The sequence below is a fragment of the Rhizobium sp. K33 genome (genome assembly GCF_056501445.1).
This window is the reverse complement of the sequence record NZ_CP096478.1, coordinates 20,790-44,414: the sequence shown is the minus strand read 5'-3', so window position 1 is coordinate 44,414 and position 23,625 is coordinate 20,790. Positions and strand designations below refer to the sequence as shown.

The following is a 23,625-nucleotide window of genomic DNA, read 5'->3' as shown; positions in this document are numbered from 1 at the left end:
GAGGGCGCGCGTCATGAAGATCGCAGAGGTTCGCACCCATCTTCTCGAGCACCGGCTCTCGGTGCCGTTCCAGAGCGCTTCCATGCGCTTCGATCGGCGGGCGCATGTGCTCGTGGAGATCATCTGCGACAACGGACTGACCGGCTGGGGCGAATGCCTCGGCCCGGCCCGACCGAATGCGGCAGTGGTTGCGGCCTATCGCAACTGGCTGATCGGCATGAACCCGCTGGAGACCGAGAAGATCTGGGCGGTCCTCTACAATGCGTTGCGTGATCAGGGGCAACGCGGTCTGACACTCACGGCGCTATCGGGCATCGACATCGCGCTCTGGGATATCAAAGGCAAGCATTTCGACGCATCGGTTTCGACGCTGCTCGGCGGCCGGTTCCGCGACAGCGTGAAGGCCTATGCGACAGGCAGCTTCAAGCGTGACGGCGTGGATCGTGTCGAAGACAATGCGAAGGATATCGCGCTCTATCGCTCGCAGGGTTTCCACGCGTCCAAGATCAAGGTCGGCTTCGGCATAGAGGAAGATCTGCGCGTAATCCGTGCGGCCCGTGACGCTGCGGGTTCGGACATGCGCCTGATGGCGGATGCCAATCACGGCTATGGCGTGCTGGAAGCCGTCGAGTTCGGGCGCCGGGCCGCAGAGTATGGCCTCGACTGGTTCGAGGAGCCTGTCGTGCCCGAGCAACTCGCCGCCTATCGCGAAGTGCGGAGCAAGCAGCCGATCCCGGTCGCGGGTGGCGAGACCTGGCATAGCCGCTGGGGGATGAAGGAGCCGATCGAAAGCCGCGCGATCGACATCGTGCAGCCCGACCTTGCCGGTGTCGGCGGTTTTACCGAGGCAAAGCGTGTGGCGGATCTCGCGGCGATGCATGGGGTTCGTGTCGTGCCGCATGTCTGGGGTACGGCCGTCCATATCGCGGCGGCCCTGCAGTTCATCGCGGCAATGGTGCCGGATCCGGTCCGCGTCAACCCGATCGAGCCGATCCTGGAATTTGACCGCACGGACAATCCTTTCCGCCAGGCCGTCATTCAGACACCGATCGAACATGAGAATGGTGTGGTCGCGATCCCCAATGCTCCCGGGCTTGGCATCGAGATCAATCGGGATGCACTCCAGGAATTCAAGATGAAGGACGAGGCATGAGCCTGATCCGCCCCCTCTCCGGCGCCAAGCCGTCGATCACCCTGCCCAAGGGCGCGATCGATACGCAGATGCATGCCTACATGCCCGGCTTCCCCGCCCTGCCTGGCGGCCCCGGGCTTCCGGCCGGCGACCTGCCGACGCCGGAGCAGTATCGCCAGTTCATGGACTGGATCGGAATCGAGCGCGTCATCGTCACCCAGGGCATGGCGCATCAGCTGGACAACAACAATCTCGTCGCTTGCCTCGAACGGTTCGGGGATATCGCCTGGGGCGTGGCGATGATCGACGCCACCATCAGCGAAGCCGAACTCGACCGCTTGTCTGCGGCCCGCGTCCGCGGCGCGCGCATCATGAATCTGCCGGGCGGGGCGGCCAACCTGACCAAGCTCGAAGAAGTGGATGCCATCGCCGCCAGCCGGGACTGGATGATCGCCATCCAGTTCGATGGCAGCGATATTCTCGATTACGAGGAACGGCTCTCGAAACTCAAGTCACGGTGGGTGCTGGATCATCACGGCAAGTTCTTTTGCGGCGTGACACCGGACAGTCCGCAGGTGCTGGCGACCAAGCGTCTAATCGACGGTGGGCGCTGCTGGTTCAAGTTCGCGGGCGTCTATGAATCGTCGAAATCCGGCGGACCTGAATTCGCCGATGTCGCGGCGGTTGCTCGCGCAATTGCTGCGCATGCGCCGGAGCGGATCGTATGGGGCACCAACTGGCCCCACAACATGGCGCGCGCCCAGGCCGACTATCCCGATGATGCCGCGCTCGCCGATACCGTGCTTGGCTGGTTGCCCGACGAGAAGGCTCGCCGTCTCGCGCTCGTGGACAATCCGGAAGAACTTTTCGCTATCGCGCCTGCTGCAGGCAGGTAGCCGGACTGCAATCCGCCGAAACGGGAGGTTCCGGCGGCTCAATCAAAGAGGAGGAAGACCAATGAAGACTGCCGCAATGCTTAGCCTCGCGATGGGGCTCACCTTTGGCGCGGGTGCTGCCTTCGCCCAGGAAATCACGCTACGCTCTGCCGATATCCATCCGGATGGCTATCCCACCGTCGATGCCGTCAAGTTCATGGGCGAGCTGGTCAAGGAACGCACGAATGGCCGCATCGCCATTCAGGTGATGAACAACGCCGCGCTCGGCTCGGAAAAGGATACGATCGAGCAGACCCGCTTCGGCGTCATCGACATGAACCGCGTCAACAGCGCGCCGTTCAACAACCTCGTGCCCGAAACCGTCGTCTTCGGCCTGCCCTTCCTGTTCCGCGACACCGAACACATGCACAAGGTGGTCGATGGCGAGATCGGTGACGAAGTACTCGCCGCCTTCGAGCCGCATGGCCTGATCGGACTTGCCTTCTACGATTCCGGCGCTCGCTCCTTCTATTCGACCAAGACGCCGATCAACAGCCTTGCCGACCTCAAGGGCATGAAGGTGCGCGTCCAGCAGTCCGATCTCTGGATCGCGATGATGGAGGCGTTCGGTGCCAACCCGACCCCGATGCCCTTCGGCGAGGTCTACTCCTCGCTCGAGACCGGCGTGGTGGACGCGGCGGAAAACAACTGGCCCTCGTATGAGTCCTCGCGTCACTTTGAGGTGGCCAAGAACTATACGCTGACCGAGCACTCGCTGACGCCGGAAATCCTGGCGATCTCGAAGATCACCTGGGACAAGCTGACGCCGGAAGACCAGAAGATCCTGCGCGAGGCGGCCAAGGAGTCGGTCGGCAAGATGCGCGAGCTCTGGCAGGCGCGCGAAAAGGCTGCGGAAGAGAAGATCCGTGCGTCGGGCGCAAACATTATCACGCCGAACAAGGAAGAATTCGTAGCCGCCATGCAGCCGGTCTACGACAAGTTCGTCACTGATCCGAAGATGAAGGAACTCGTCGAGCGCGTTCGCGCCGTCAAGTAACCACATGGACCGGCCGCATCCCCGATGCGGCCGGTTTTTTCTTATCCTGGATTTCGGAGGGATCCATGTCGCGTTTCATGCGGGCCATCCGGCCCGGGCTCAGCTGGCTGAGCCTCATCTGCCTCTACACGGCCGGCCTCGGGGTGGTGCTGATGACCCTGATCATCGGTTGGCAGGTCTTTGGTCGTTACGTGCTGAACGACACACCGAGCTGGTCGGAACCCCTCTCGCTACAATTGATGTCCTGGTTCATCCTGCTTGGCGCTGCCGTCGGTGTGCGCGAAAGCGTTCACCTTGGCCTCGATATCGTCCGCTACAACATGCGGCCCGGCATCCAGCGGCTGATGGATCTGATCACGCTCGGCCTGATCTGCGTCTTCGGCGGCGCCATGTCGTTTTACGGAACGCAATTGGCGATCGGCACATGGACGGCACGTATTCCCGTGCTCGGCTGGCCAGGCGGCATCGATTTCATCCCGCTGATTGTCGGCGGCGCACTGATTTCGATCTTCGCGCTGGAGCGCTTCATCGACACCTTGATCGGCGCGCCTGTCGCGACCGCTGACGAAACTGCTCAGGCCGAGGTGCTCTGATGGCCTATACGATCCTCTTCGGCACCTTCGGCGCTCTCATGGTTCTCGGCATGCCGATCGCGTTTTGCCTCGGCATCGCGTCGCTCGCCACCGTGCTTTATCTCGGCATTCCGCCGATCGTCATCTTCCAGCAGCTGAATTCGGGAATGAACGTGTTCGCGATGATGGCGATCCCGTTCTTCATCTTCGCCGGCGACCTGATGGTTCGAGGCGGCATTGCCTATCGTCTCGTGCGCTTCGCCTCCGGCTTCGTCGGTCATCTGCGGGGTGGGCTCGGGCAAGTGAACATCGTTTCTTCCACCCTGTTCGGCGGCATTTCCGGCTCAGCCGTGGCAGACGCTTCCGCGATCGGTGGTCTGATGGTGCCGCAGATGGCCGCGCGCGGCTATGACCGCGGCTATGCCGTCAACGTGACGATCAGTTCGGCCCTGATCGCGCTGATGATCCCGCCGTCCCACAACATGATCCTTTATTCGATATCGGCCGGAGGTACGGTCTCGGTCGCCGACCTCTTCACCGCGGGCATCATCCCCGGCATTCTCCTGACGATCGCGCTCATGGTCACGGCTTATGTCGTTGCCCGCAAGCGCGGCTATCCGTCCGAACCCTTCCCCGGTTTCGGAAAGCTGCTGGTGTTCTTTTTCGCGGCACTGCCGGGGCTCCTGCTGATCGCTATCATCTTCGGCGGTGTCCGCTCCGGCGTCTTTACCGCGACCGAAAGCTCGTGCATCGCCGTCATCTATGCCTTTCTCGTTGCTGTCCTTGTCTATCGCGAACTCGACTGGAGCGGCTTCATCGAAGCTATCCTGGGTGCCGTGAAAACCACGTCTCTGGTGCTGCTGGTCATCGGCATGGCTGCCGCCTTTGCCTGGCTCATGTCCTTCCTGCAGGTTCAGGTCACGCTGATACAGCTGGTGAAATCGGTCTCCGACAATCCGATGGTGGTGCTGCTCCTGATCACGGTTGCCCTGCTCGTGCTCGGCACCTTCATGGACATGGCGCCGCTCGTGATCATCACGACACCAGTATTCCTGCCGATCGTTCAGGCCTTCGGCATCGACCCCGTACATTTCGGCGTGATCATGATCCTCAATGCCGGCATCGGTCTGATCACTCCGCCGGTGGGCACCGTGCTTTTCGTCGGCTGTGCCGTGGGCAAGATTTCCATCCGTGAAGCGATGCAGACCATCTGGCCATTCTTCGGCGCCTGCGTTGCGGTCCTCCTGATGGTGACCTTCATTCCGGAACTGTCGCTCTGGCTGCCCGCACAGTTCAAGTGATCGGCCATCCTCCCGAAGGCAAACTTGGCAGGGGCTTCGGCCCCTGTCTTTTTGGAAGCTTCCCAGCAGATTGGACAGCGGCACGTAGCAATTTGCTCATCCGACTGCGCATATCGGCAGATTATCGCCGTTTCGACGAACCTGGACCATCGCTAGACTGGCTCCAATTTCGTCCTCAAACGGTGGATCATGACAGCGCCAGCGCCTTCGGAAAAAGCCCTCGTCCCCTTCGTCAGCGTCGAGAACATGATGCGGCTCGTACATCACATCGGCATCGAGCGCGTTCTCAACGAGTTGACCGATGTCATCGAAGAGGATTTCAAGCGCTGGGAGCTATTCGATAAGACGCCACGCGTCGCTTCCCATTCGCGCGAAGGTGTGATCGAGCTGATGCCGACCTCGGACGGCGAGATCTATTCGTTCAAATATGTGAACGGCCATCCGAAGAACATGGCCGAGGGTCTGCAGACGGTGACGGCTTTTGGCCTGCTTGCGGATGTTTCGACCGGCTATCCGGTCCTCTTGACCGAGATGACGCTTTTGACCGCGCTACGCACGGCCGCGACCTCTGCCATGGCGGCGCGGCATCTGGCGCCGAAGGGGGCCACGACGATGGCCATGATCGGCAATGGTGCCCAGGCGGAATTTCAGGCGCTTGCGATGAAGGCTGTGCTCGGCATCACCCATCTGCGCCTCTTCGACATCGATCCCAGGGCGACGGAAAAGACGCGGCGCAATCTGGAAGGGTCTGGCCTGCATGTGACGGCCTGCGAGACCTCGCAAGCGGCGATCGAGGGCGCCCAGATCATCACGACCTGCACCGCCGACAAGCAATATGCGACGATCCTCACCGACAACATGGTCGGCGCGGGCGTGCACATCAACGCCATCGGTGGTGACTGCCCGGGCAAGACGGAACTGCATCGCGACATCCTCTCGCGTGCCGACACCTTCGTCGAATATCCGCCGCAGACCCGGATCGAGGGCGAGATCCAGCAGATGGATCCGGATTACCCGGTGACGGAGCTCTGGCAGGTCGTGACGGGACAGAGCCAAGGCCGCACCAGCGAGAAGCAGATCACTCTCTTCGACAGCGTCGGCTTTGCCATCGAGGACTTTTCTGCCCTTCGCTATGTGCGCGATCGTGTTCGCGGGACAAGCTTCTTCCAGCCGGTGGATCTGATCGCCGATCCGGATGATCCGCGCGATCTGTTCGGCATGCTCCAGCGGGCCAAGGACTGAGCGCTGGCCCCTTGGATCACGCTGGGCGAAGCAGGATTTCCTCTGCCTCGTCCCGATCCAGGTCGAGGACCCGCTTTGCGAGATCAAAGCCGAAGCCCTGGCGGGCGAAGGAGGCGATCTCCTTTGTCCAACGGGCATCATCCGGCTCCAGGTCCGGACGACGGAAGGGGCCGAAGGCCTTCTTGCGGGCATAGACAACGGCCGAGCGCAGATCATCGGCGTCCTGAAGCACGGACTCCACGATGCTTCGCTCGACACCCTTTTCCGACAGTTTGCGCGCGATCGCCCGCTTGGAGCGACCGCTGCGGGCCGCCGAGCTGGCACGGATTTCGGCGTAATTCTGATCGTCCAACGCCTTCATGCTGCGCCCGAAGGCAAGGGCCGCCTCGGCGAGCGCGTTTAGCTGCGCCTCACTGATATCCTCGAACTTGCTGCGCGCCTTGCGCCTGATGGCGTCAGCGAGTTCGCGCTCTGTCATCATGCGCTTGGCGAGGCGATAGGCGGCCGAATTCTTCGCCCAGGCCAACATGCGTGGCGTCGGCTGGTCTTCGGCTGTGTTCGACGGATCGTCCATGGTCTCCGTCTCCCAACTTCGCGGAGGATCGTCAACGCGATTTTTTTCCCGTCGCGATGGAACCGTCCTGCGGACGGGTGGTTCGGCGCGCATTGGGGCTGCCTTGTATTCTCGCATCATCCGGCAGGGGACACACATCATGACGACACCACTTGGTCTCGTACGCGGGCTCGGGAGTGCCAAATCCGGCACCGCCACTTTCGTGAAGGAACGGCTCAGCGGTCTCGCGCTCTTCTTTCTCACGCCTTATCTGATGGTCGTGCTGATGCCGGTCTTCGGCCAGCCTTATCCGGTCGTACTGAATGCCATCGGGTCCCTGTGGATCGGGCCGGCGCTCGTCGCCTTCCTGCTGATCAATGCCACCCATATGGCGCTCGGAATGCGGGTCATCATCGAGGACTATGTGCACACGACCGTGCTGCGTTATGCACTCCTCCTCCTCAACTGGGTTTTCAGCTGGGGATGCTGCCTGCTGGCCGTCATCGCGGTGATCCGGATCATGTTCCTCGCGGTGCAGCCCTGAGGCCAAAACGGCGCTTCAGTGTGACCGAAGCCACTCTGCCAGCTCCGCTTCAGCGCGTTCAAGCGCGCTGTAGTTCAAGAGCTTGCGCAGCAGCGCGACCGTTACCGCCCTTGCCCGCAGATTGAAGCGGCCCTCGTCGCTGTCTTCGACCGACATCTGGTAGACGCCGAGCTTCTCGTAGAGCTGCTGAAGGCGGTTCTGGACGCTGCGGATCGAGAGGCCTCTGCGGCGGGCGATGGTCCGGTCGGTGAGGCCGAGCGCGATGTCGACGAGGATCTCGTATTCGCTGTCGCTGAAGCCCCGCACCTGGCCCAGGCTCTTCTGCTGCATCCCGCGCACCTCGCGGTCGATGACGCATTGCGCCTCGACGAAGATGCTGCGCAGCGCGAGCTTCAGGCGTTCGTCGGAGGCCGATTTGAGCACGTAGCCGTAGGCCGCGCCATCCGGAACGATGCGGGAGACGCCGCGCACATAAGCCTCGTCCGAATAGTTCGACCAGAAGAGGATGCGGGTATCAGGGCGTTCCTTCCAGATGGTGCGCGCTGCCTCGATGCCGTTGCGGGCATTCATCTGCAGGTCCATGACGACATGGGCGGACTTGTGGTCGCGCGCGAGGCGCTCGCCTTCCGCACCATTGCCGGCTTCGATAACCTTGTCGCATTCCGGCAGGGCAGCGCAGACGGCTTCCAGAAGATAAGACCGATGCAGGGGATCGTCTTCGACGATGAGTACCTTCACGTGATGCCCTCCAACAGGCCTGCCTTAGCGAGCGTGAGCGGCATCTGCACCCGCATCACCGTGCCGCGTCCGTCGCGCGCGGCGCCGAGCGTCAGCTTGGCGGAGATCAGCCGCGCCCGCGTCACCATGTTTTCGATGCCGCCGCCGGCGCTGCGATCAGAGCGGGACAGGCCCTGCCCGTCGTCGGCCACTTCGATCGTCAGCGCATGGGCCGTGCTTTTCAGCCTGAGGTCCAGAACGCTGGCCTGGGCGTGGCGAACCGCATTGTTGATCGCCTCCTGTGTGATCCGGAACAGGGCGATCCGGACTGACTGGTCGATCGTGTCGATCAGGCCGTCCGTGTCATCGCTGAGGCTCCAGTCGAGCTGCGATCCCTGATCCCGAACCGCTCGGTCGAGGTGGTTCTCTATGGCGTGGGCAAAACCGAAGAGCTGCAGCACGGAGGGCTTCGCCTCCTCGATGATCTCGCGAAGGTCCTGCATGCAATGCTGCAGGCTGCGAGCCACCGGCTCCAGCGCCTCGCCCTTCACCTCCCCTTCCTGCATCAGCCGATCGATGCGCCGCGACAGGCGGGTGAGGTCAGCCAGCGTCTGGTCATGCAGATCCATGCCGATGCGCTGCCGCTCGCGTTCCAGTGCCTCGGTCAGGCTCAAGGCACCGGCGCGCAAGCCCTCTTCGCGTACGCGCGCCTCGGCCTCGATGATGGCCGATTGTTTGGCTTGTTCGGCGGCGCGGAGCGCGAAGAAATAGGGTGCCAGCAGGTCGGCGATCGACTGGGCATTGGCCACATCCTCTTGCGTGTAGACGCCGACCGCATGGGACGAACAGCTGAGCGCGCCGATCACCTCACCGCCCACTTTCAGTGGCACGTGGATACGGCTGCGCAGATTGTGCTCGAAGATCGGGCGCGTGAACGGCGTATCGACGTGGTAGCGCGTCTCCTGCTGGGCATCATCCGTCAGCAGGAAATCGATCTCACCCCAGAGGAGCGCGCGGATGGGGCTGCTGGCGACCGGGGCGGGGGTGGTCTGCCCCCAGAAGGTATCGAGCCCGGTCTCGTAAGCCGTGTGATAGAGACCGTTGACCATGGTGATGCAGACATCGAGGTGGTCATGGGGGACAATATGGGATACTTCCACGCCCACGGCCTTGATCGCCGAGCGGAAGTCAAGCTGCCCGGCCAGAAGCCTGGAAATGCCGAGATAGTGATCGAGCAGCGCTGACGGCGCGATCTTGAGCATGGCGTCCTCCATCGGCCACTCCCACGGCCGCATCTCCTTCATAACACATCTCGATAGGCCGGTCGTCCTGCGGGATCCCGCAGCATTTCTCGTAAATCCCGCAAACGTCCTGCCGACGGCAACCTGTACAGGATCGGCCAATCCATCCATCCTCCTCCCTGCCGAGAAGAGGAACTCGGCGGGGAATTCAGACCGGGGCACGCCCGGCTGTTTGGAGGAAACCGGCGCTACGAGTGCCGGACAACAGGGAGTGAGATCATGAAGACCAGCAGATACCTTCTGGCGAGCGCGGCACTGTGCCTTCTCGCCACATCCATGCCCGCAATGGCCGATACCTCGGGCAAGAAGATTGCCCTTTCGAATAATTATGCCGGCAATTCCTGGCGCCAGGCCATGCTGACCAGCTGGGAGAAAGTCACCGGCGAAGCCGTGAAGGCCGGACAGGTGGCAGCCGCCGACGCCTTCACCACGGCTGAAAACCAGGCTACCGAACAGGCAGCCCAGATCCAGAACATGATCCTGCAGGGCTATGACGCCATCGTCATCAACGCCGCCTCTCCGACGGCTCTCAACGGTGCCGTCAAGGAAGCCTGCGACGCCGGCATCACCGTCGTCTCCTTCGACGGCATCGTCACCGAACCCTGCGCCTGGCGCATCGCCGTCGATTTCAAGGAAATGGGCCGCAGCCAGGTGGAATACCTCTCCAAGCGCCTGCCCGAGGGCGGCAATCTGCTCGAGATCCGCGGCCTTGCCGGCGTCTTCGTCGATGACGAGATCTCGGCCGGCATTCATGCCGGTGTCGAGCAGTTCCCGCAGTTCAAGATCGTCGGCTCCGTGCATGGCGACTGGGCGCAGGACGTGGCGCAGAAAGCCGTGGCTGGCATCCTGCCGAGCCTGCCGGAACTGGTCGGCGTCGTGACGCAGGGTGGTGATGGCTATGGTGCAGCCCAGGCGATCGCTGCCGCCAACCGTCCGATGCCCGTCATCGTCATGGGCAATCGCGAAGACGAGTTGAAGTGGTGGAAGGAGCAGAAGGACGCCAATGGCTACGAGACCATGTCCGTCTCGATCGCGCCTGGCGTATCCACGCTTGCCTTCTGGGTCGCGCAGCAGATCCTTGACGGCAAGGACGTGAAGAAGGACCTCGTCGTTCCCTTCCTGCGCATTGACCAGGACAATCTGGAAGCCAACCTGGCCAACACCCAGGCCGGCGGCGTCGCCAATGTCGAGTATTCGCTCGAAGACGCACAGAAGGTGATCTCCTCGGCGATGTAATCGACCGAAACCTCCCCGGACCGTCCGGCCTTCGGGCCGGGCGGTGTGGGACCTGTCCTTTGGCTTCCAAAGCGAAGAGTATTTCTGCATGAATGCCATGCTCGATCCGGGCGGTGGGCGTCCCGTCGTCAGTGTAACCGATGCGCGTGTGAGTTTCGGTGCCGTGAAGGCGCTGGACGGGGTCACGCTCGAGATCGGCGCCGGTGAATGCGTCGGTCTGGTGGGCCACAACGGCGCCGGCAAGTCGACCATCGTCAATGTCATCAATGGCGGACTGACACCGCATGAGGGTGAGATCCGATATGGTCACGGCAGCGGCGGGCACAGCATCAATGCGGCACGCGATGCCGGCATCCGCTGTGTCTTCCAGGAGCTGTCGCTCTGCCCCAACCTGACGATCGTTGAGAATACGCGCGTCATGCATCGCAGCCTGAAAGGCTGGGGCTGGCGAAAGCGCGGTGCTGCTCTGATCGAGAGCAAGCTCGACGAGATTTTCCCCGGACACACCATCGACAGCCATGAGGCCGTCGGCAATCTCACCATCGCCGAGCGGCAGATGGTGGAGATCGCAATCACCTTCTGCGAGATCGGAAGCCCGGTTCGCCTTGTCATCCTGGACGAGCCGACGTCTTCGCTCGACGCGCGGCTCGCCGAGCAGTTGCTCGCCTATGTCGAGCGCTTCGTGCGCGGCGGCGGCTCGATCCTGTTCATCTCGCATATCCTGGGTGAAATCCTCTCGGTCTCCAGTCGCATCGTCGTCATGAAGGACGGCAAGGTGGTGAGCCAGAGGCCGGCCGAGGAGTTCTCGGAGCACGGTCTGATCGAGGCCATGGGCAGCGTCGTCAAGGCACGCCAGGCGCGCCAATCCTCCGATCGAGCCCTAACCGAAACGGTTCTTTCTGCGGCACCGGTGCGCGGACGCGGTCTGGCATTCGAGGCCAGGAAAGGCGAAATCGTGGGGTTTGCCGGTCTCGGTGGGCATGGCCAGACGGATATGCTGGTCGGGCTCTTCGAGGCGAAGACCGGCAACTGGCTGCGAGCCGCCGATCCGGCCGTTGCCTTCGTCGCCGGCGATCGCGCCGTCAACGGAACCTTCACGCTCTGGAGCATCTTGAGAAACCTCAGCATCGGCATGCTGCCGGATCTGTCGCGCCTGCAGAGCCTCGACTTCGCGCGCGAGGAGACGCTTGGCCAAACCTGGAAAGACCGGATCGGCATCCGCACGCCCGACATGGACAATCCCATCCTGTCGCTCTCCGGCGGCAATCAGCAGAAGGTGCTTTTTGCGCGCGCGCTGGCCGGACGGGCGCCGGTAGTGCTGATGGACGACCCGATGCGCGGCGTCGACTTCGGTACCAAGCAGGAGGTCTATGCGATCCTGCGCCAGGAAGCCGATCAGGGGCGTACCTTTGTCTGGTACTCGACCGAGATGGATGAGGTCTGCCTTTGCGACCGCGTCTACGTTTTCAACAACGGCATCATCGTTGCCGAGCTCAAAGGTGACGCAGTGACCGAAGAGAACATTCTGGCGGCATCCTTCCAGGAGGCGGCATGACGAAGTATTTCTCTTCTGACGGCCTGCGCCTGTTGATCCCGGCCCTGTCGCTGGTCGGGCTGCTCGCCGCCGTCTTCTATCTGCAGCCACGGGCGATGAGCTATACGGGGCTCAATCTGCTGTTCAATCTGGCCGTCCCGATCGCACTGGCGACGATTGCCCAGATGCTGATCATGACGGTCAATGACCTCGATCTGTCGATGGGCACCTTCGTCAGCTTCGTCGCTTGCGTGACCGCGACCTTCCTGCAGTCTTCTCCCCTGCTGGGCATTCTGATCCTGATGGCGGCGATCGGCGTCTACGCCCTTCTCGGCGTCATGATCTATCTGAGGGACCTGCCCTCGATCGTGGTCACGCTCGGCATGAGCTTCGTCTGGGGCGGCCTTGCCGTGCTGATCCTGCCTGCCCCCGGCGGCGAGGCGCCCGGCTGGATCCGCGCGATCATGACGGTGAAGCCGCCGCTCGTGCCGATGGCGATCGTCGCCAGCATCCTGATCGCAGTCGTCAGCCATTACCTGATCATGCGCTCTTCCTTCGGCGTCGTCTTGCGCGGCGTTGGCGGCAACACGCGCTCCGTCGCGCGCGCCGGCTGGTCGATTATCGGGGCTCGGGCGGCTGTCTACGGCCTCGCCGGTTTCTTCGCGGTGCTTGCCGGCATGGCACTGGTGGGGCTCACCACCTCAGCGGATGCCAACATCGCGCTGCGCTACACGCTGCTTTCGATCGCCGGCGTCATTCTCGGCGGCGGTGAATTCGTCGGCGGTCGCGTCTCCCCGATCGGAGCCGTCATCGGTGCGCTGACACTGACACTGGCAGGGTCCTTCCTGTCTTTCCTCAGGATCTCGCCGGATTGGCAGATCGGTGCGCAGGGTGCGATCCTGATCCTGGTGCTGACGCTGCGTCTTGCCCTCAATCGCGCCGAAGGCCGGAGGGTGAAAGCATGACCACATTTGCCACGCTCTTTTCCCGCACCTGGATCTGGTCCTTCATCGCGGCCGCCAGCGTGTTCCTGATCACCATCTTGTTTACCGGCGGGGCGAGCACTGTCGGGCTCGCGCAGGCGGCCCTCACCTTTGGCGCCTTTTCGGTGCTGGTCGGTCTCGGTCAGATGCTGGTGATCACGCTCGGTCCCGGCAATATCGACCTGTCCGTTCCCGCCAACATGACGCTGGCAGCGACCGTGTCGCTGAAGGTGATGAATGTCGAAAACGGCATGATCGTTATGGGCTTGCTGGTCGCGATCGCCGTCGGCATTGCGATCGGGATCGGCAATTACGCGCTGATCAAACTGCTCCGCATTCCGCCGATCATCGCAACGCTGTCGATGAGTTTCATCGTTCAGTCGACGGCCATCTGGACGAACCGCGGCTTGCGCATCAAGCCGCCGGGCTGGCTTGCCGACTTCACCACTTCCTCGACGGCAGGCGTCCCGAATGTCGCTATCGTTGCCTTCGCGCTCTCCGTCATCGTGTGGTACGTGCTGAACCGCACCGTCTATGGCCGCTCAATTGCCGCGATCGGCCAGAGCATTCGCGCTGCGCGCATGGCTGGCATCCCGATCGACGGCACGCGGCTTGTCACCTACCTCCTCTGCGCCGTGCTCGCCTCGCTCTGCGGCTATCTGCTCGCCAGCTTCTCCGGCGGTGCGGCGCTCAACATGGGTACGGAATATCTCCTGATGTCGATTGCCGTCGTCGTGATCGGCGGCACGGCGGTTGCCGGCGGCAACTCGAATGTTCCGGGGATATGGGGCGCCTCGCTCTTCATGTTCCTTGTCGTTTCCATGCTGAACACCTACGGCTTTGGAGCCGGCATCCGCCTCATTCTCACCGGTCTCATCATCATCGCCGTCATCATGCTGCCAACCACGCGCAGCACCGGCAAAACCTGAAGCATTGCCAGGATCGTCCCATGGAAAACCCGCATTACGAGATCCGCGACCCCCGCTTCCGCGACCTGCTCGTGTCCAGTGCCGCGCTCGATGAGCTCTATACCGGCTGCCGATGGGCCGAGGGTCCCGTTTGGTTCAATGATGGCGGCTATCTCTTGTTCAGCGACATTCCCAACGAACGCGTGTTGCGCTGGATCGAGGGGGCTGGCACATCGGTCTATCGCGCGCCGTCCAATTTCATCAACGGTAATACCCGCGACCGCGAGGGACGGCTCGTCTCCTGCGAGCATGGCGGGCGCCGCGTCATCCGCACAGAAATCGACGGGACGATCACGACGCTGGCGGATCGCTACCAGGGCAAGCGGCTGAACTCGCCGAATGACGTGGTGGTCAAGTCCGACGGCAGTGTCTGGTTCAGCGATCCATCCTACGGCATTCTCTCGGATTACGAGGGCTACAAGGCAGACGAGGAACAGCCTAGTCGCAATGTCTACCGGCTCGATCCTGTGAACGGCGAACTCACCGTCGTGGTCGACGATTTCCTGCAGCCGAACGGTCTTTGCTTTTCGCCGGACGAGCGCCTGCTCTACGTCGCCGATTCCGGCGCCAGCCATAAGCCGGACGCCCCGCGCCATATCAGGGTGTTCGATGTCAAAGATGGAAAGCAACTGACGAATGGGCGGGTCTTCGCCCATATCGACAAGGGCATTCCCGACGGTGTGCGGACGGATGTCGAGGGGAATCTCTGGTCGAGTGCCGCCGACGGCGTACATTGCTTCCATCCCGACGGCACGCTTCTCGGCAAGATCCTGGTGCCCCAGGCGGTGGCCAACCTCACCTTTGGCGGCCCACGCAAGAACCGCCTGTTCATCACCGCGTCGACCTCGCTCTATGCGATCTACACCGCGACGCGCGGGGCACAGGTTCCATAAGTCGAAGTGTCGTATTGGCGCCTGCGTCAGGTAGGCGCCAACAGACGATCACTTCCTCGAAGCGATATAGGCGCGCCAGCCGCCGAGATCCGTGACTTCCTGCGCGCCCTGGATGGCATAGGGTTCGCAGAGGAAGCCGGACACTTGGGACCCGTCGTCGAGCGTCACCTTGCCGATGCCGAGCGGTGCGGGAATGTTCTGGACGAAGCGGCCGAAGGCAGCGGGCGTCACCTTCCAGACTTCCACCTCCAGCCCCTTACCGGCAAAGCCCGGCTCGCGGATCAGGCCCGGCTTGGGTGGTGTAGTGTTGGGCAGGACAAAGAGGCGGTAGTCGCTGGCCGTGCGGCAGGTTTTCACCAGCTTGCCGCCGGGGCCCGTCAACTCGTGGTTCAGCGGCATGCCGGTCAGGTGCGCGCCGACGACCATGATGGTGACTAGGCCATCGTCCGTTTCGGCAACCTTGGAGGCTTCCGGCAGGGCTGCAGTCTTGTCCTTGCCCATGCCGGATTGGGCAGCGCGGTGCATGGCGTCGGCAAAGGAGGCCAGCGCATCGTCTGAGAAGGAGGGGCCGAAGAAGGTGACGCCGCTGGGCAGACCATCCGAACCAAAACCGCCCGGCACGGCAATTGCCGCATAACCAAAGAGATTGGCGAAGTTGGTATAGCGACCGAAATGACTGTTCTTGACAATCGGGTCTGCGAGCATCGCCTCGACCGTATAGGTGGTCGGCGAGGTCGGCAGCATGAGGACATCGAGCTTCTCCCATTCGGCAAGCGCCTTCTGGCGGAATTGGCCGAGCTTATACTGGCCCTCGAATGCCGCGACCGCGTCGTAACCCCTGGCACCCTCGATGATGGTGCGCACGGTCGGATCGAAATCATCGGCATTGGTGCCGATGAACTCCTTTACCGCTGCGAGACGCTCGGCGACCCAGGGGCCGTTATAGAGCAGTTCGGCGGCCTGGCGGAACGGCGCGTAGTCGAAGGGGACGATGGTTGCGCCAAGCGATTTTGCCCGCTCGATTGCCTGATCATAGAGCGCCTCCACCGCCTTGTTTCCGAAGAATTCGCGCTCGGCACCGTCGAGCACACCGATGCGCAGGCCTGAACCCGGTAGGGCCACTGGCGACGCCTTGCGGGAATAGGGATCACCGGCGTCATAGCCATCCATCACCTTGCGGATCGCGACGCCGTCGCCGACGGTTGCAGCAAAGACCGTGACGACATCGACACTGCGGCAGGCCGGCACGACGCCGACATTCGGCACCAGGCCGGGCGTCGGCTTGATGCCGACAAGATTGTTGAAGGCGGCGGGCACGCGGCCGGAGCCTGCGGTATCGGTGCCGAGCGCAAAACTTGCGAGCCCGGCCGCGACCGTGACCGCCGAGCCCGACGAGGAGCCACCGGAGACATAGGCCTTGTCAAAGACAGAGCGCGGCGCACCATAAGGAGACCGCGTGCCGTTGAGGCCTGTCGCGAACTGGTCGAGATTCGTCTTGCCGATGACAATGGCACCCGCAGCCTTCAGTCTTGCAACGACTGTTGCGTCCTTCTCCGGCTGGTAAGCGAAGGCCGGGCAGGCGGCGGTGGTCGGCAGGCCAGCGACGTCAATGTTGTCCTTCACCGCGAAGGGCACGCCCCAGAGCGGCAGACTGTTCGGCGCCGGCGCGTGCTCCATCAGGGCCCTTGCGGCGGCCCGCACATCCTCGTCCGGCGTCTGGGTGATGAAGACGGCCGGATCGTCGGAGGCCTTGCGGCGGGCGATCACCTCCTCGGCGAGATCGAGCGGGGTCAGCCCGCTGGCATAGGCGACCCTGAGCGAAGCGAGATCGAGAATAGTCGGCAGCATTACAGATCCTCCAAGATGACCAGGACATCGCCGGCCTTGACGTTGCGACCCGGCCCGGCACGCAGATCCCGGACGCGGCCGGCAGCATGGGCGGTGACGGTGATTTCCATTTTCATCGACTCGATGATGGCAAGCGTATCCCCAGCCTGCACGGACTGGCCTTCCTCGACCAGCAGTTTCCAGACATTGCCGGGCACGGCGCTTTCCACCCCGAAGCAGCCTTCGGGGATATCGCCGCCGAGGCTTGCGCCCGCTCCGTCATCGACCTGGAAACTATCGAGCCCCTCGGCCTTCCAGCGCTTTCGCTCCGCCTCGAAGGCCGCCTGCTGTCCCTGCTTGAAGGCGCCGATGCTCTCTGCATTGCGGGCCATCTCCGCCTCGTAGTCGGCATAGGAGAAGGTGCCCTCCTCGATGCGGATCGGATAGCCGCCGTGCGGGAAGGCGGCGCGGGCTTCCGTCAGTTCTTCGTGGGAGACGGGGAAGAAGCGGATCTGGTCGAAGAAGTCGAGCAGCCAGGGCTTGTCCTTGGCAAAGACTTGCGTCTGTCGCCAGGTGTTCCAGACTTGGATCGTGCGCCCGAAAAGCTGATAGCCCCCCGGCCCTTCCATGCCATAGATGCACATATAGGCGCCGCCGATGCCGACGGCGTTCTCAGGCGTCCAGGTGCGGGCTGGATTGTACTTCGTCGTCACCAGCCGGTGGCGGGGATCGATGGGGGTGGCAACCGGCGCGCCGAGATAGACATCGCCGAGGCCCATTACGAGATAGGAGGCGTTGAAGATCGTGTCCTTCACCGCCTGCTCGTCGGGGAGCCCGTTGATGCGGCGGATGAACTCGATGTTGGAGGGGCACCAGGGCGCATTGGGGCGGACGAGTTCCTGATACTTGCGCATGGCCAGTTCCGCATCCGGATCATTCCAGGACAGCGGCAGCCAGACGGTCCGGCTCGGCACCTTGACGGCGGAGACCGGAGGCAGGCTTTTCTCGATCTCGGCGAGGGCGGCCAAGAGTTTCGAGCGCGACAGCTTGGTGCTGTCATAGTGGATCTGCAGCGAGCGGATGCCGGGCGTCAGATCGATCAGGCCCTGAAGCCTCGCCTCCTTCACCGCCTGCATCAGCAGATGGACGCGCATGCGGATGCCTATATCGAGCTGCATCGGGCCGTATTCGACCAGCAGGTTGTCATCCCCCTGGCGGCGATAGACGACGGGGATGGGGCCAGTGTCGTTCGAGGCGAGGATGGGGGTGCCGAAGGCGGTGTGCCGAGCCTTACCCCCCTCTGCCCTGCCGGGCATCTCCCCCACAAGGGGGGAGACTGGCACAACGCCGGCCTCGCCCGATACTGCAGATGCGCTTGCCTCCAACTCAACCGAAGCGGCAGGCGAGACGGCAGCCTCCTCGCTCTCCCCCCTTGTGGGGGAGATGTCCGGCAGGACAGAGGGGGGTAAACCGGGCACGGCACCTGTGGAAAGCACACCATCCTCCGCGCGCGTCACCGCATGAAACCGGATCTTATCCCCCGGCTTGAACTGGCCCATCTTCCACTGCTCATCGCGGGCGATGACCGCCGGGCAGACGAAGCCGCCGAGGCTTGGGCCATCGGGGCCGAGGACGATCGGCATGTCCCCGGTGAAATCGATCGCGCCGATCGCATAGGCATTATCATGCAGGTTGGAGGGGTGGAGCCCCGCCTCGCCGCCATCGGTGCGTGCCCATTTGGGTGCCGGACCGATCAGGCGGACACCTGTGCGTGCCGAGTTGAAATGCACTTCGTAGTCGGTCGAGAACAGTGTCTCGATATCCTCTTCGACGAAGAAGTCGGGCGCACCATGTGGGCCGTAGAGCACGCCGACTGACCATTGGCGGGTCAGTTCCGCCGGCTCGGTTGTCGGCAGGACATTGTTCTGGTTCCGGCGGGCCAAGCGTAAGACATGGCCGGCACGCAAGGTGCCGGTGGCATTGCCGCCGAACTGACCGAGGCCAAAGGTGGCGCGAGAGCCCATGACCAAGGGGGCATCGAAGCCGCCGGAGACCGCCAGATAAGCGCGCTGGCCGGCACCGGTGATGTTGCCGATAGCCAGCGTCTGGCCGGCCTTGATGTGGATCGCCTGATTATGGGGTACCTCGACGCCGTCGAGCTTCATCGGCATGACCGCGCCGGCGAGCGCGATCACGGTATCGGAGAAGAATTTCAGCACCGGCCCGGACACGGTGAGCTCCAGGGCCGCAATATGATCGTGGTTTCCGACCAGCCGGTTGGCATGGCGGAAGGAGCGTTCGTCCATCGGGCCCGAGGGCGGCACGCCGACATGCCAGAGGCCGAGGCGGCCCGGCAGCTCCTGCAGGCTCGACTGCGCACCGGGAGCGATCACCTCGACGACATCCGGTATGAATTCGAAATCCTTCAAGGCCGTGGTCGCAACATCGCCGCTTCGAAACAGATCGGAGGCGGCGATGGCCTTGAGGTATTCGAGATTGGTCTCGATGCCGGCTAGCGAGGTTTCTTCCAGCGCGGAGGACAAGGCCGCAATGGCCGTCTCCCGATCCGCGCCCGACACGATCACCTTGGCCAGCATGGGATCGTAGAAGGGCGTGACTTCGGTTCCCGTTTCCACCCAGCCGTCGACACGGACGCCCTCGGGGAAGACAACTTCGGTCAGCAGCCCGGCACTCGGGCGGAAGCCGGCATGGGGCATTTCGGCATAGACGCGCGCCTCGATCGCGGCACCTGTCGGCACCAGGTTTTCCTTGCCCGTCGGCACATCTTCGCCGGCGGCCTGGCGGATCATCCATTCGACCAGATCCACACCGAAGACGGCTTCCGTCACCGGATGCTCGACCTGCAGACGCGTGTTCACCTCGAGGAAATAGAACTCCTCTCGGGCGGGGTCATAGATGAATTCAACGGTGCCGGCGGAGGCGTAAGCGACCTGCTGGCCGAGCGACACGGCGGCGGCATGCAGACGCTGGCGCAGGGCATCGGACAGACCCGGGGCAGGCGTTTCCTCGATCACCTTCTGGTTCCGGCGCTGGAGCGAACAGTCGCGTTCACCAAGCGCAATCACCCTCCCCTTGCCGTCGCCGAAGATCTGCACCTCGACATGGCGGGCCTTGGAGACGAAGCGTTCGAGATAGACCCGGGCGTCGCCGAAACTGGATTTTGCCGTGCGCTGGACGGTGTCGAAGGCAGCGGCAAGAGCCTCCGCATCGTCGCAGAGCTGCATGCCGATCCCGCCGCCGCCCGCTGTCGACTTCAGCATCACCGGATAGCCGATCTGCTCCGCTGCGGAGAGCGCCTCTTCCCGGCTGTCGAGCAGGCCGGAGCCGGGCAAGAGCGGCACGCCGCTCGCCTTGGCCAGTTCGCGGGCCGTGTGCTTCAGGCCGAAGGCGGAGATGTTTTCCGGCGTCGGGCCGATGAAAGTAATGCCTTCCGCCTTGAGCCGCTCGGCAAAGCCGATGTTCTCCGAGAGGAAGCCATAGCCCGGATGGACGGCTTGCGCACCGGTCTCACGGCAGGCGGCAATCACGGCGTCGACGTTGAGATAGCTTTCGCTGGCGGGTGCGGGCCCGAGGCGTACCGCCTCGTCGGCCATCAGCACGGCCTTCGAAAACCTGTCGGCATCGGAATAGACCGCAACGCTTGCGATCCCCATTCTCTGCAGCGTCTTGATGACGCGCACGGCGATCTCGCCGCGATTGGCAATCAGAACCTTCTTGAACATCAGGCTGCCTCATCGTCCCAGACGAGCACCCGGATCGGCGTGGGATCGAAACCGTTGCAAGGGTTGTTGATCTGGGGGCAGTTGGAGATGACGAGCAGCACGTCCATCTCCGCCTTCAGTTCGACATAGTCGCCCGGGGCGGAAATGCCGTCAACGATGGTCATTTCGCCTGAGGGTTCGATCGGCACATTCATGAAGAAGTTGATGTTTGGCACCACGTCGCGCTTGCTCATGCCATGTTTGGAAACCTCGATGACGAAGTTGTCGCGGCAGGCATGCAGGTATTTCGTGTAGTGACCAAAGCGGACGGTGTTGCTCTCGCAGGAGCAGGCGCCGGCAGAGGTATCGTGCCGGCCGCAGCTGTCGGCGGTGACCGTCAGCATCACCCGGCCTTCGTTGGAGATCACCTTGGTGCCGGTGGAGATATAGGCCGCCCCCTGTTCGCGCATGGTGTCCTGGCTCGAATAGCGCTCGGAGAAATCATCGGCGTTGTAGAAGAGCGTATCGACGGCCTGCTGGCCATAGGTGTCCTCGATGCGCACCACCTGGCCCTTTTTGATGAAGGTCGAGAAGGGGGCTTCGGCAGCGATATAGTGATCCTGCGCGGAGTTGGAGAGCGTGCGGGCGGGAGAGGTCTGGATAAAACTGGTCATGGTCGCCTCTCCTCTCACAGGGCCGCAAAAGCGTTGTTTTCAAAGCCACGGATGGCTTCTGCAGTCGCGGTCCTGCAAAGATCATCAGCAGCTGGCTCAATGGCCGCGATCCTGAGGATGCTGACGGGATTGGGGGCGTAGACCGAGTTTGGATCGAGCGGATGCGGGCAATTCGAGAAGCCGACGATCATGTCCATCTCGGCGCGCAGATCGACATAGTCGCCATCTTCAACGAGATCCGGTTTCCACTCGAATTTGCCATCGGCATCGACACGGACGGGTGCGAAAAGGGCGAGAGCTGCCGGAATATCGCGCTTGTCGAGGCCGGCCTTTGTGGCGATCAGCACGAAGTTGTCGCGGGTGTTGCGCAGCGCCGGACCGTTCTGACCGGCATATTTCTTCGCGTTCGAGGAGGCGGTCGAGCCGCCCATCAGAACGTCATGGGCGCCGGAACTGTCCTCGGTGATCGAGAACATGACCTTGCCCATGTCGGAGAAGATGACACGGCCCTTTCCAAGCCCGGTGGTCCACTGCACCTTGACGGTATCAGGCAGGTTCATGCGTTCCGTCGGGTCTTCGGCATTCCAGGCGACGACCGATACGGTCGAAAAACCGTCGTCGAGCGCGATGCGCAGCGTCTCGTTGGCCTTGACGCGAGTCCACCAATACCAACCGCCGGGCAGCTTTTCCTGGTGCACGATGGTGTTAGCAGCGATTGCGGGTGCAGGTTTTGCGCTCTTGGCCGGCAACGCTTTCGGAGCGAATTCCAGCCCCTTCTTCTGATGCTCCTCGTAGCGCGCCCGGTTGGCGGCGATCTCTTCGGGGGAACGTCGGATATGCATTGTCATCTCCAGTGGTTTCGTTGGCCGGGTCGTCCCGGCTATTGACCCTTTGAAGAGACCGGGCCGTCCCGGTCGGGGCGAAAGAGGGAGGCCTCGCCCGCCTTGCGGGGCGGCCAGATGGCGATGTCGCGGGTGATCGTCGCGCCGTAGCGGAGCTTTTCCTCCGGGCGGTCGCGGGGACGCTCGAAGGCAACGACGCGGGTCGCAAGCGTGAAGGCCTCGCGCATGTCATGGGTGACCATGACGACGGTCATCGGCGCTTCGTGCCAGAGCTTCTTCATCAGCGTGTGGATCTCCGCGCGGATCCCGGGATCGAGCGCGCCGAAGGGTTCGTCGAGCAGCAGAACCTTGGGCCGCATGATCAGCGCCTGGGCGAGCGCCAGCCGCTGCTGCATGCCGCCGGAGAGCTGGGCCGGATACTTGTCCTCGGAGCCGGCAAGCCCGACCGCCGCGATCATGGCGCGGGCTTCGTCCTCGACCGCGCGCTTCGCGGCGCCAAACAGGCGGGCGGCGAAGCGGGATGCCTTCAGCTCCTTGCCGAGCATGACATTGCCGAGCACGGTCAGATGCGGAAAGACGGAGTAGCGCTGAAAGACGACGCCGCGGTCCGGCCCCGGCTCCTTCGGCAGGGCCAAACCATCGAGCAGGATCTCACCCTTGGTCTGGCGCTCCTGGCCGAGCAGCAGGCGCAGGAAGGTAGACTTGCCGCAACCGGAAGGGCCGACGAGTGCCACGAAGGCTCTGGATTCGATCTCGATCGAGACATTCTCCAGCACGATCTGGTCGCCATATTCCTTCCAGAGGTTCTTTATGGAGAGCGCGCTCATTTGCCCTTCTCCAGTTCGGACCAAGGGAAGACCGCGATGCGCAGGCGATCGAGCAGGATGTCGGTGAGGATCGCGAGAAGCGTGATCCAGAGCACATAGGGGAAGATGACGTCCATCGAGAGATAGCGACGGACGAGGAAAATGCGGTAGCCAAGGCCGCTGTCGGAGGAGATCGCTTCGGCCGCGATCAGGAAGAGCCAGGCGGGGCCAAGCTGCAGGCGGAGTGTGGTGATCAGGCGCGGCAGGATCTGCGGCAGCACCACACGCAGTGCGATCTGCCAGGATGAGGCGGAGAGGGTTTCGGCTTTGACGATCATTTCACGCGGCAGGGAGATGGCGGTGAGCGCCAGATCGCGAACCATGATCGGTGCGACGCCGATGACGATCAGCGCGATCTTGGAGGCCTCGCCAAGCCCCATGACGATGAAAAGGATCGGCAGAAGAGCCAGCGGCGGAACCATCGAGATAGCGCCGACAAATGGCGAAAGCGCTGCCCGCGCATAGGGCAGGATACCGATCACCAGCCCGAGCAGAAGTGCGATCGCTGTGGCAATCCCCAGCCCGACGGAGAGCCGCCAGAGGCTCGCCCAGGTGTCGGACCAAAGCAGATATTCGCCGGTTCGCACATCCGGCGTGAACGCCATCCGATTGATCCCGTCCCACAGGGCCGCGAAACCGGGTAGCAGCTTGTCGTTCGGGTTGTCAGCCAGCCGTTCGGCCGAGCCGATCATGTAGGCGCCAAGCACCAGCACGAAGGGCAAGAGCACGAGCGTCAGGCGCGCGCCATTTCCGGGATGAGCATTGATCCAGCGCATCGACCACTCC

19 protein-coding genes and 3 pseudogenes are annotated in these 23,625 nt (G+C 63.0%); 12 read left to right on the top strand and 10 right to left on the bottom strand.

Annotation, left to right across the window (positions count from 1 at the left end; translation table 11 throughout):
• The first annotated feature begins 13 nt into the window (after nt 1–13).
• The 6 genes from M1E12_RS00215 (at nt 14) to M1E12_RS00190 (ending at nt 6,179) form a co-directional block, all read left to right on the top strand.
• Entirely contained in the window at nt 14–1,153 is a 1,140-nt protein-coding gene (locus M1E12_RS00215) for a mandelate racemase/muconate lactonizing enzyme family protein (RefSeq protein ID WP_479563323.1), read from the top strand.
• Nucleotides 1,150–2,028 carry an amidohydrolase family protein gene (locus tag M1E12_RS00210; protein ID WP_479563322.1) on the top strand — a complete coding sequence of 293 codons (879 nt, stop codon included), beginning with the start codon at nt 1,150–1,152 and terminating at the stop codon, nt 2,026–2,028. Before M1E12_RS00215 ends, M1E12_RS00210 begins: the two co-directional genes overlap by 4 nt.
• Nucleotides 2,029–2,089: 61 nt before the next feature.
• Entirely contained in the window at nt 2,090–3,064 is a 975-nt protein-coding gene (locus tag M1E12_RS00205) for a TRAP transporter substrate-binding protein (RefSeq protein WP_136543384.1), read from the top strand.
• A gap of 65 nt (nt 3,065–3,129) precedes the next feature.
• The gene (locus tag M1E12_RS00200) at nt 3,130–3,657 is read left to right on the top strand and encodes a TRAP transporter small permease (RefSeq protein ID WP_136543385.1); all 528 of its coding nucleotides are present in this window, start codon (nt 3,130–3,132) and stop codon (nt 3,655–3,657) included.
• Complete coding sequence (locus tag M1E12_RS00195; RefSeq protein ID WP_479563321.1) at nt 3,657–4,937, top strand: TRAP transporter large permease; 1,281 nt, start codon at nt 3,657–3,659, stop codon at nt 4,935–4,937. Before M1E12_RS00200 ends, M1E12_RS00195 begins: the two co-directional genes overlap by 1 nt.
• A 189-nt stretch (nt 4,938–5,126) precedes the next feature.
• Nucleotides 5,127–6,179 (top strand): ornithine cyclodeaminase, encoded by a 1,053-nt coding sequence (locus M1E12_RS00190; protein ID WP_479563320.1) that lies wholly within the window; start codon nt 5,127–5,129, stop codon nt 6,177–6,179.
• A 16-nt stretch (nt 6,180–6,195) separates the two neighbouring features.
• On the opposite strand, the gene M1E12_RS00185 is transcribed toward M1E12_RS00190, so the two are convergent.
• Nucleotides 6,196–6,753 carry a regulatory protein RecX gene (locus M1E12_RS00185; protein ID WP_479563319.1) on the bottom strand — a complete coding sequence of 186 codons (558 nt, stop codon included), beginning with the start codon at nt 6,751–6,753 and terminating at the stop codon, nt 6,196–6,198.
• A gap of 139 nt (nt 6,754–6,892) precedes the next feature.
• Between M1E12_RS00185 and sdhD the strand changes: the two genes are divergently transcribed.
• Nucleotides 6,893–7,276 (top strand): succinate dehydrogenase, hydrophobic membrane anchor protein, encoded by a 384-nt coding sequence (gene sdhD / locus M1E12_RS00180; RefSeq protein WP_479563318.1) that lies wholly within the window; start codon nt 6,893–6,895, stop codon nt 7,274–7,276.
• A gap of 15 nt (nt 7,277–7,291) precedes the next feature.
• Here the strand turns inward: sdhD and M1E12_RS00175 are convergent, their stop codons facing one another.
• Together M1E12_RS00175 and M1E12_RS00170 are read right to left on the bottom strand one after the other, a co-directional pair.
• Entirely contained in the window at nt 7,292–8,014 is a 723-nt protein-coding gene (locus M1E12_RS00175) for a response regulator transcription factor (RefSeq protein ID WP_054149007.1), read from the bottom strand.
• Nucleotides 8,011–9,255: a GAF domain-containing sensor histidine kinase gene (locus M1E12_RS00170; protein WP_479563317.1), complete on the bottom strand. Its 1,245-nt coding sequence runs from the start codon at nt 9,253–9,255 to the stop codon at nt 8,011–8,013. The genes M1E12_RS00175 and M1E12_RS00170 overlap by 4 nt, the downstream gene beginning before the upstream one ends.
• A gap of 258 nt (nt 9,256–9,513) precedes the next feature.
• Here M1E12_RS00170 and M1E12_RS00165 point away from each other — a divergent pair, with 258 nt between their 5' ends.
• The 5 genes from M1E12_RS00165 (at nt 9,514) to M1E12_RS00145 (ending at nt 14,908) form a co-directional block, all read left to right on the top strand.
• On the top strand, nt 9,514–10,530 hold the full coding sequence (locus tag M1E12_RS00165) for an ABC transporter substrate-binding protein (RefSeq protein ID WP_310240298.1): 1,017 nt from the start codon (nt 9,514–9,516) through the stop codon (nt 10,528–10,530).
• A gap of 88 nt (nt 10,531–10,618) precedes the next feature.
• Nucleotides 10,619–12,085 carry a sugar ABC transporter ATP-binding protein gene (locus M1E12_RS00160; protein ID WP_479563316.1) on the top strand — a complete coding sequence of 489 codons (1,467 nt, stop codon included), beginning with the start codon at nt 10,619–10,621 and terminating at the stop codon, nt 12,083–12,085.
• Nucleotides 12,082–13,029 carry an ABC transporter permease gene (locus M1E12_RS00155; protein ID WP_479563315.1) on the top strand — a complete coding sequence of 316 codons (948 nt, stop codon included), beginning with the start codon at nt 12,082–12,084 and terminating at the stop codon, nt 13,027–13,029. Before M1E12_RS00160 ends, M1E12_RS00155 begins: the two co-directional genes overlap by 4 nt.
• On the top strand, nt 13,026–13,976 hold the full coding sequence (locus tag M1E12_RS00150; protein WP_479563314.1) for an ABC transporter permease: 951 nt from the start codon (nt 13,026–13,028) through the stop codon (nt 13,974–13,976). The genes M1E12_RS00155 and M1E12_RS00150 overlap by 4 nt, the downstream gene beginning before the upstream one ends.
• A 20-nt stretch (nt 13,977–13,996) precedes the next feature.
• Nucleotides 13,997–14,908 (top strand): SMP-30/gluconolactonase/LRE family protein, encoded by a 912-nt coding sequence (locus M1E12_RS00145; protein ID WP_479563313.1) that lies wholly within the window; start codon nt 13,997–13,999, stop codon nt 14,906–14,908.
• A gap of 48 nt (nt 14,909–14,956) precedes the next feature.
• On the opposite strand, the gene atzF is transcribed toward M1E12_RS00145, so the two are convergent.
• The 7 genes and pseudogenes from atzF to M1E12_RS00110 form a co-directional block, all read right to left on the bottom strand.
• Complete coding sequence (atzF, locus tag M1E12_RS00140; protein WP_479563312.1) at nt 14,957–16,756, bottom strand: allophanate hydrolase; 1,800 nt, start codon at nt 16,754–16,756, stop codon at nt 14,957–14,959.
• Nucleotides 16,756–18,024, bottom strand: a pseudogene (locus M1E12_RS00135) (carboxyltransferase domain-containing protein); the annotation flags it as partial. The pseudogene M1E12_RS00135 and the gene atzF, both read right to left, overlap by 1 nt.
• 210 nt (nt 18,025–18,234) lie before the next feature.
• A pseudogene (locus tag M1E12_RS00130) lies at nt 18,235–20,478 on the bottom strand (5-oxoprolinase/urea amidolyase family protein); the annotation flags it as partial.
• A complete protein-coding gene (locus tag M1E12_RS00125; protein WP_479563311.1) occupies nt 20,478–21,131 on the bottom strand; it encodes an urea amidolyase associated protein UAAP2 in 654 nt (217 codons plus the stop codon). The pseudogene M1E12_RS00130 and the gene M1E12_RS00125, both read right to left, overlap by 1 nt.
• A 14-nt stretch (nt 21,132–21,145) precedes the next feature.
• Complete coding sequence (locus M1E12_RS00120) at nt 21,146–21,973, bottom strand: urea amidolyase associated protein UAAP1 (RefSeq protein WP_479563310.1); 828 nt, start codon at nt 21,971–21,973, stop codon at nt 21,146–21,148.
• Between the two features lie 4 nt (nt 21,974–21,977).
• Nucleotides 21,978–22,800, bottom strand: a pseudogene (locus M1E12_RS00115) (ABC transporter ATP-binding protein); the annotation flags it as partial.
• Entirely contained in the window at nt 22,797–23,615 is an 819-nt protein-coding gene (locus M1E12_RS00110) for an ABC transporter permease (protein WP_113376864.1), read from the bottom strand. The pseudogene M1E12_RS00115 and the gene M1E12_RS00110, both read right to left, overlap by 4 nt.
• Between the last annotated feature and the right edge of the window lie 10 nt (nt 23,616–23,625).

Coding starts and splice junctions, on each gene's coding strand:
- M1E12_RS00215 (WP_479563323.1), top strand. CDS start 14: ATGAAGATCGCAGAGGTTCGCACCCATCTTCTCGAGCACCGGCTCTCG.
- M1E12_RS00210 (WP_479563322.1), top strand. CDS start 1,150: ATGAGCCTGATCCGCCCCCTCTCCGGCGCCAAGCCGTCGATCACCCTG.
- M1E12_RS00205 (WP_136543384.1), top strand. CDS start 2,090: ATGAAGACTGCCGCAATGCTTAGCCTCGCGATGGGGCTCACCTTTGGC.
- M1E12_RS00200 (WP_136543385.1), top strand. CDS start 3,130: ATGTCGCGTTTCATGCGGGCCATCCGGCCCGGGCTCAGCTGGCTGAGC.
- M1E12_RS00195 (WP_479563321.1), top strand. CDS start 3,657: ATGGCCTATACGATCCTCTTCGGCACCTTCGGCGCTCTCATGGTTCTC.
- M1E12_RS00190 (WP_479563320.1), top strand. CDS start 5,127: ATGACAGCGCCAGCGCCTTCGGAAAAAGCCCTCGTCCCCTTCGTCAGC.
- M1E12_RS00185 (WP_479563319.1), bottom strand. CDS start 6,753: ATGGACGATCCGTCGAACACAGCCGAAGACCAGCCGACGCCACGCATG.
- sdhD (WP_479563318.1), top strand. CDS start 6,893: ATGACGACACCACTTGGTCTCGTACGCGGGCTCGGGAGTGCCAAATCC.
- M1E12_RS00170 (WP_479563317.1), bottom strand. CDS start 9,255: ATGCTCAAGATCGCGCCGTCAGCGCTGCTCGATCACTATCTCGGCATT.
- M1E12_RS00165 (WP_310240298.1), top strand. CDS start 9,514: ATGAAGACCAGCAGATACCTTCTGGCGAGCGCGGCACTGTGCCTTCTC.
- M1E12_RS00160 (WP_479563316.1), top strand. CDS start 10,619: ATGAATGCCATGCTCGATCCGGGCGGTGGGCGTCCCGTCGTCAGTGTA.
- M1E12_RS00155 (WP_479563315.1), top strand. CDS start 12,082: ATGACGAAGTATTTCTCTTCTGACGGCCTGCGCCTGTTGATCCCGGCC.
- M1E12_RS00150 (WP_479563314.1), top strand. CDS start 13,026: ATGACCACATTTGCCACGCTCTTTTCCCGCACCTGGATCTGGTCCTTC.
- M1E12_RS00145 (WP_479563313.1), top strand. CDS start 13,997: ATGGAAAACCCGCATTACGAGATCCGCGACCCCCGCTTCCGCGACCTG.
- atzF (WP_479563312.1), bottom strand. CDS start 16,756: ATGCTGCCGACTATTCTCGATCTCGCTTCGCTCAGGGTCGCCTATGCC.
- M1E12_RS00125 (WP_479563311.1), bottom strand. CDS start 21,131: ATGACCAGTTTTATCCAGACCTCTCCCGCCCGCACGCTCTCCAACTCC.
- M1E12_RS00120 (WP_479563310.1), bottom strand. CDS start 21,973: ATGCATATCCGACGTTCCCCCGAAGAGATCGCCGCCAACCGGGCGCGC.
- M1E12_RS00110 (WP_113376864.1), bottom strand. CDS start 23,615: ATGCGCTGGATCAATGCTCATCCCGGAAATGGCGCGCGCCTGACGCTC.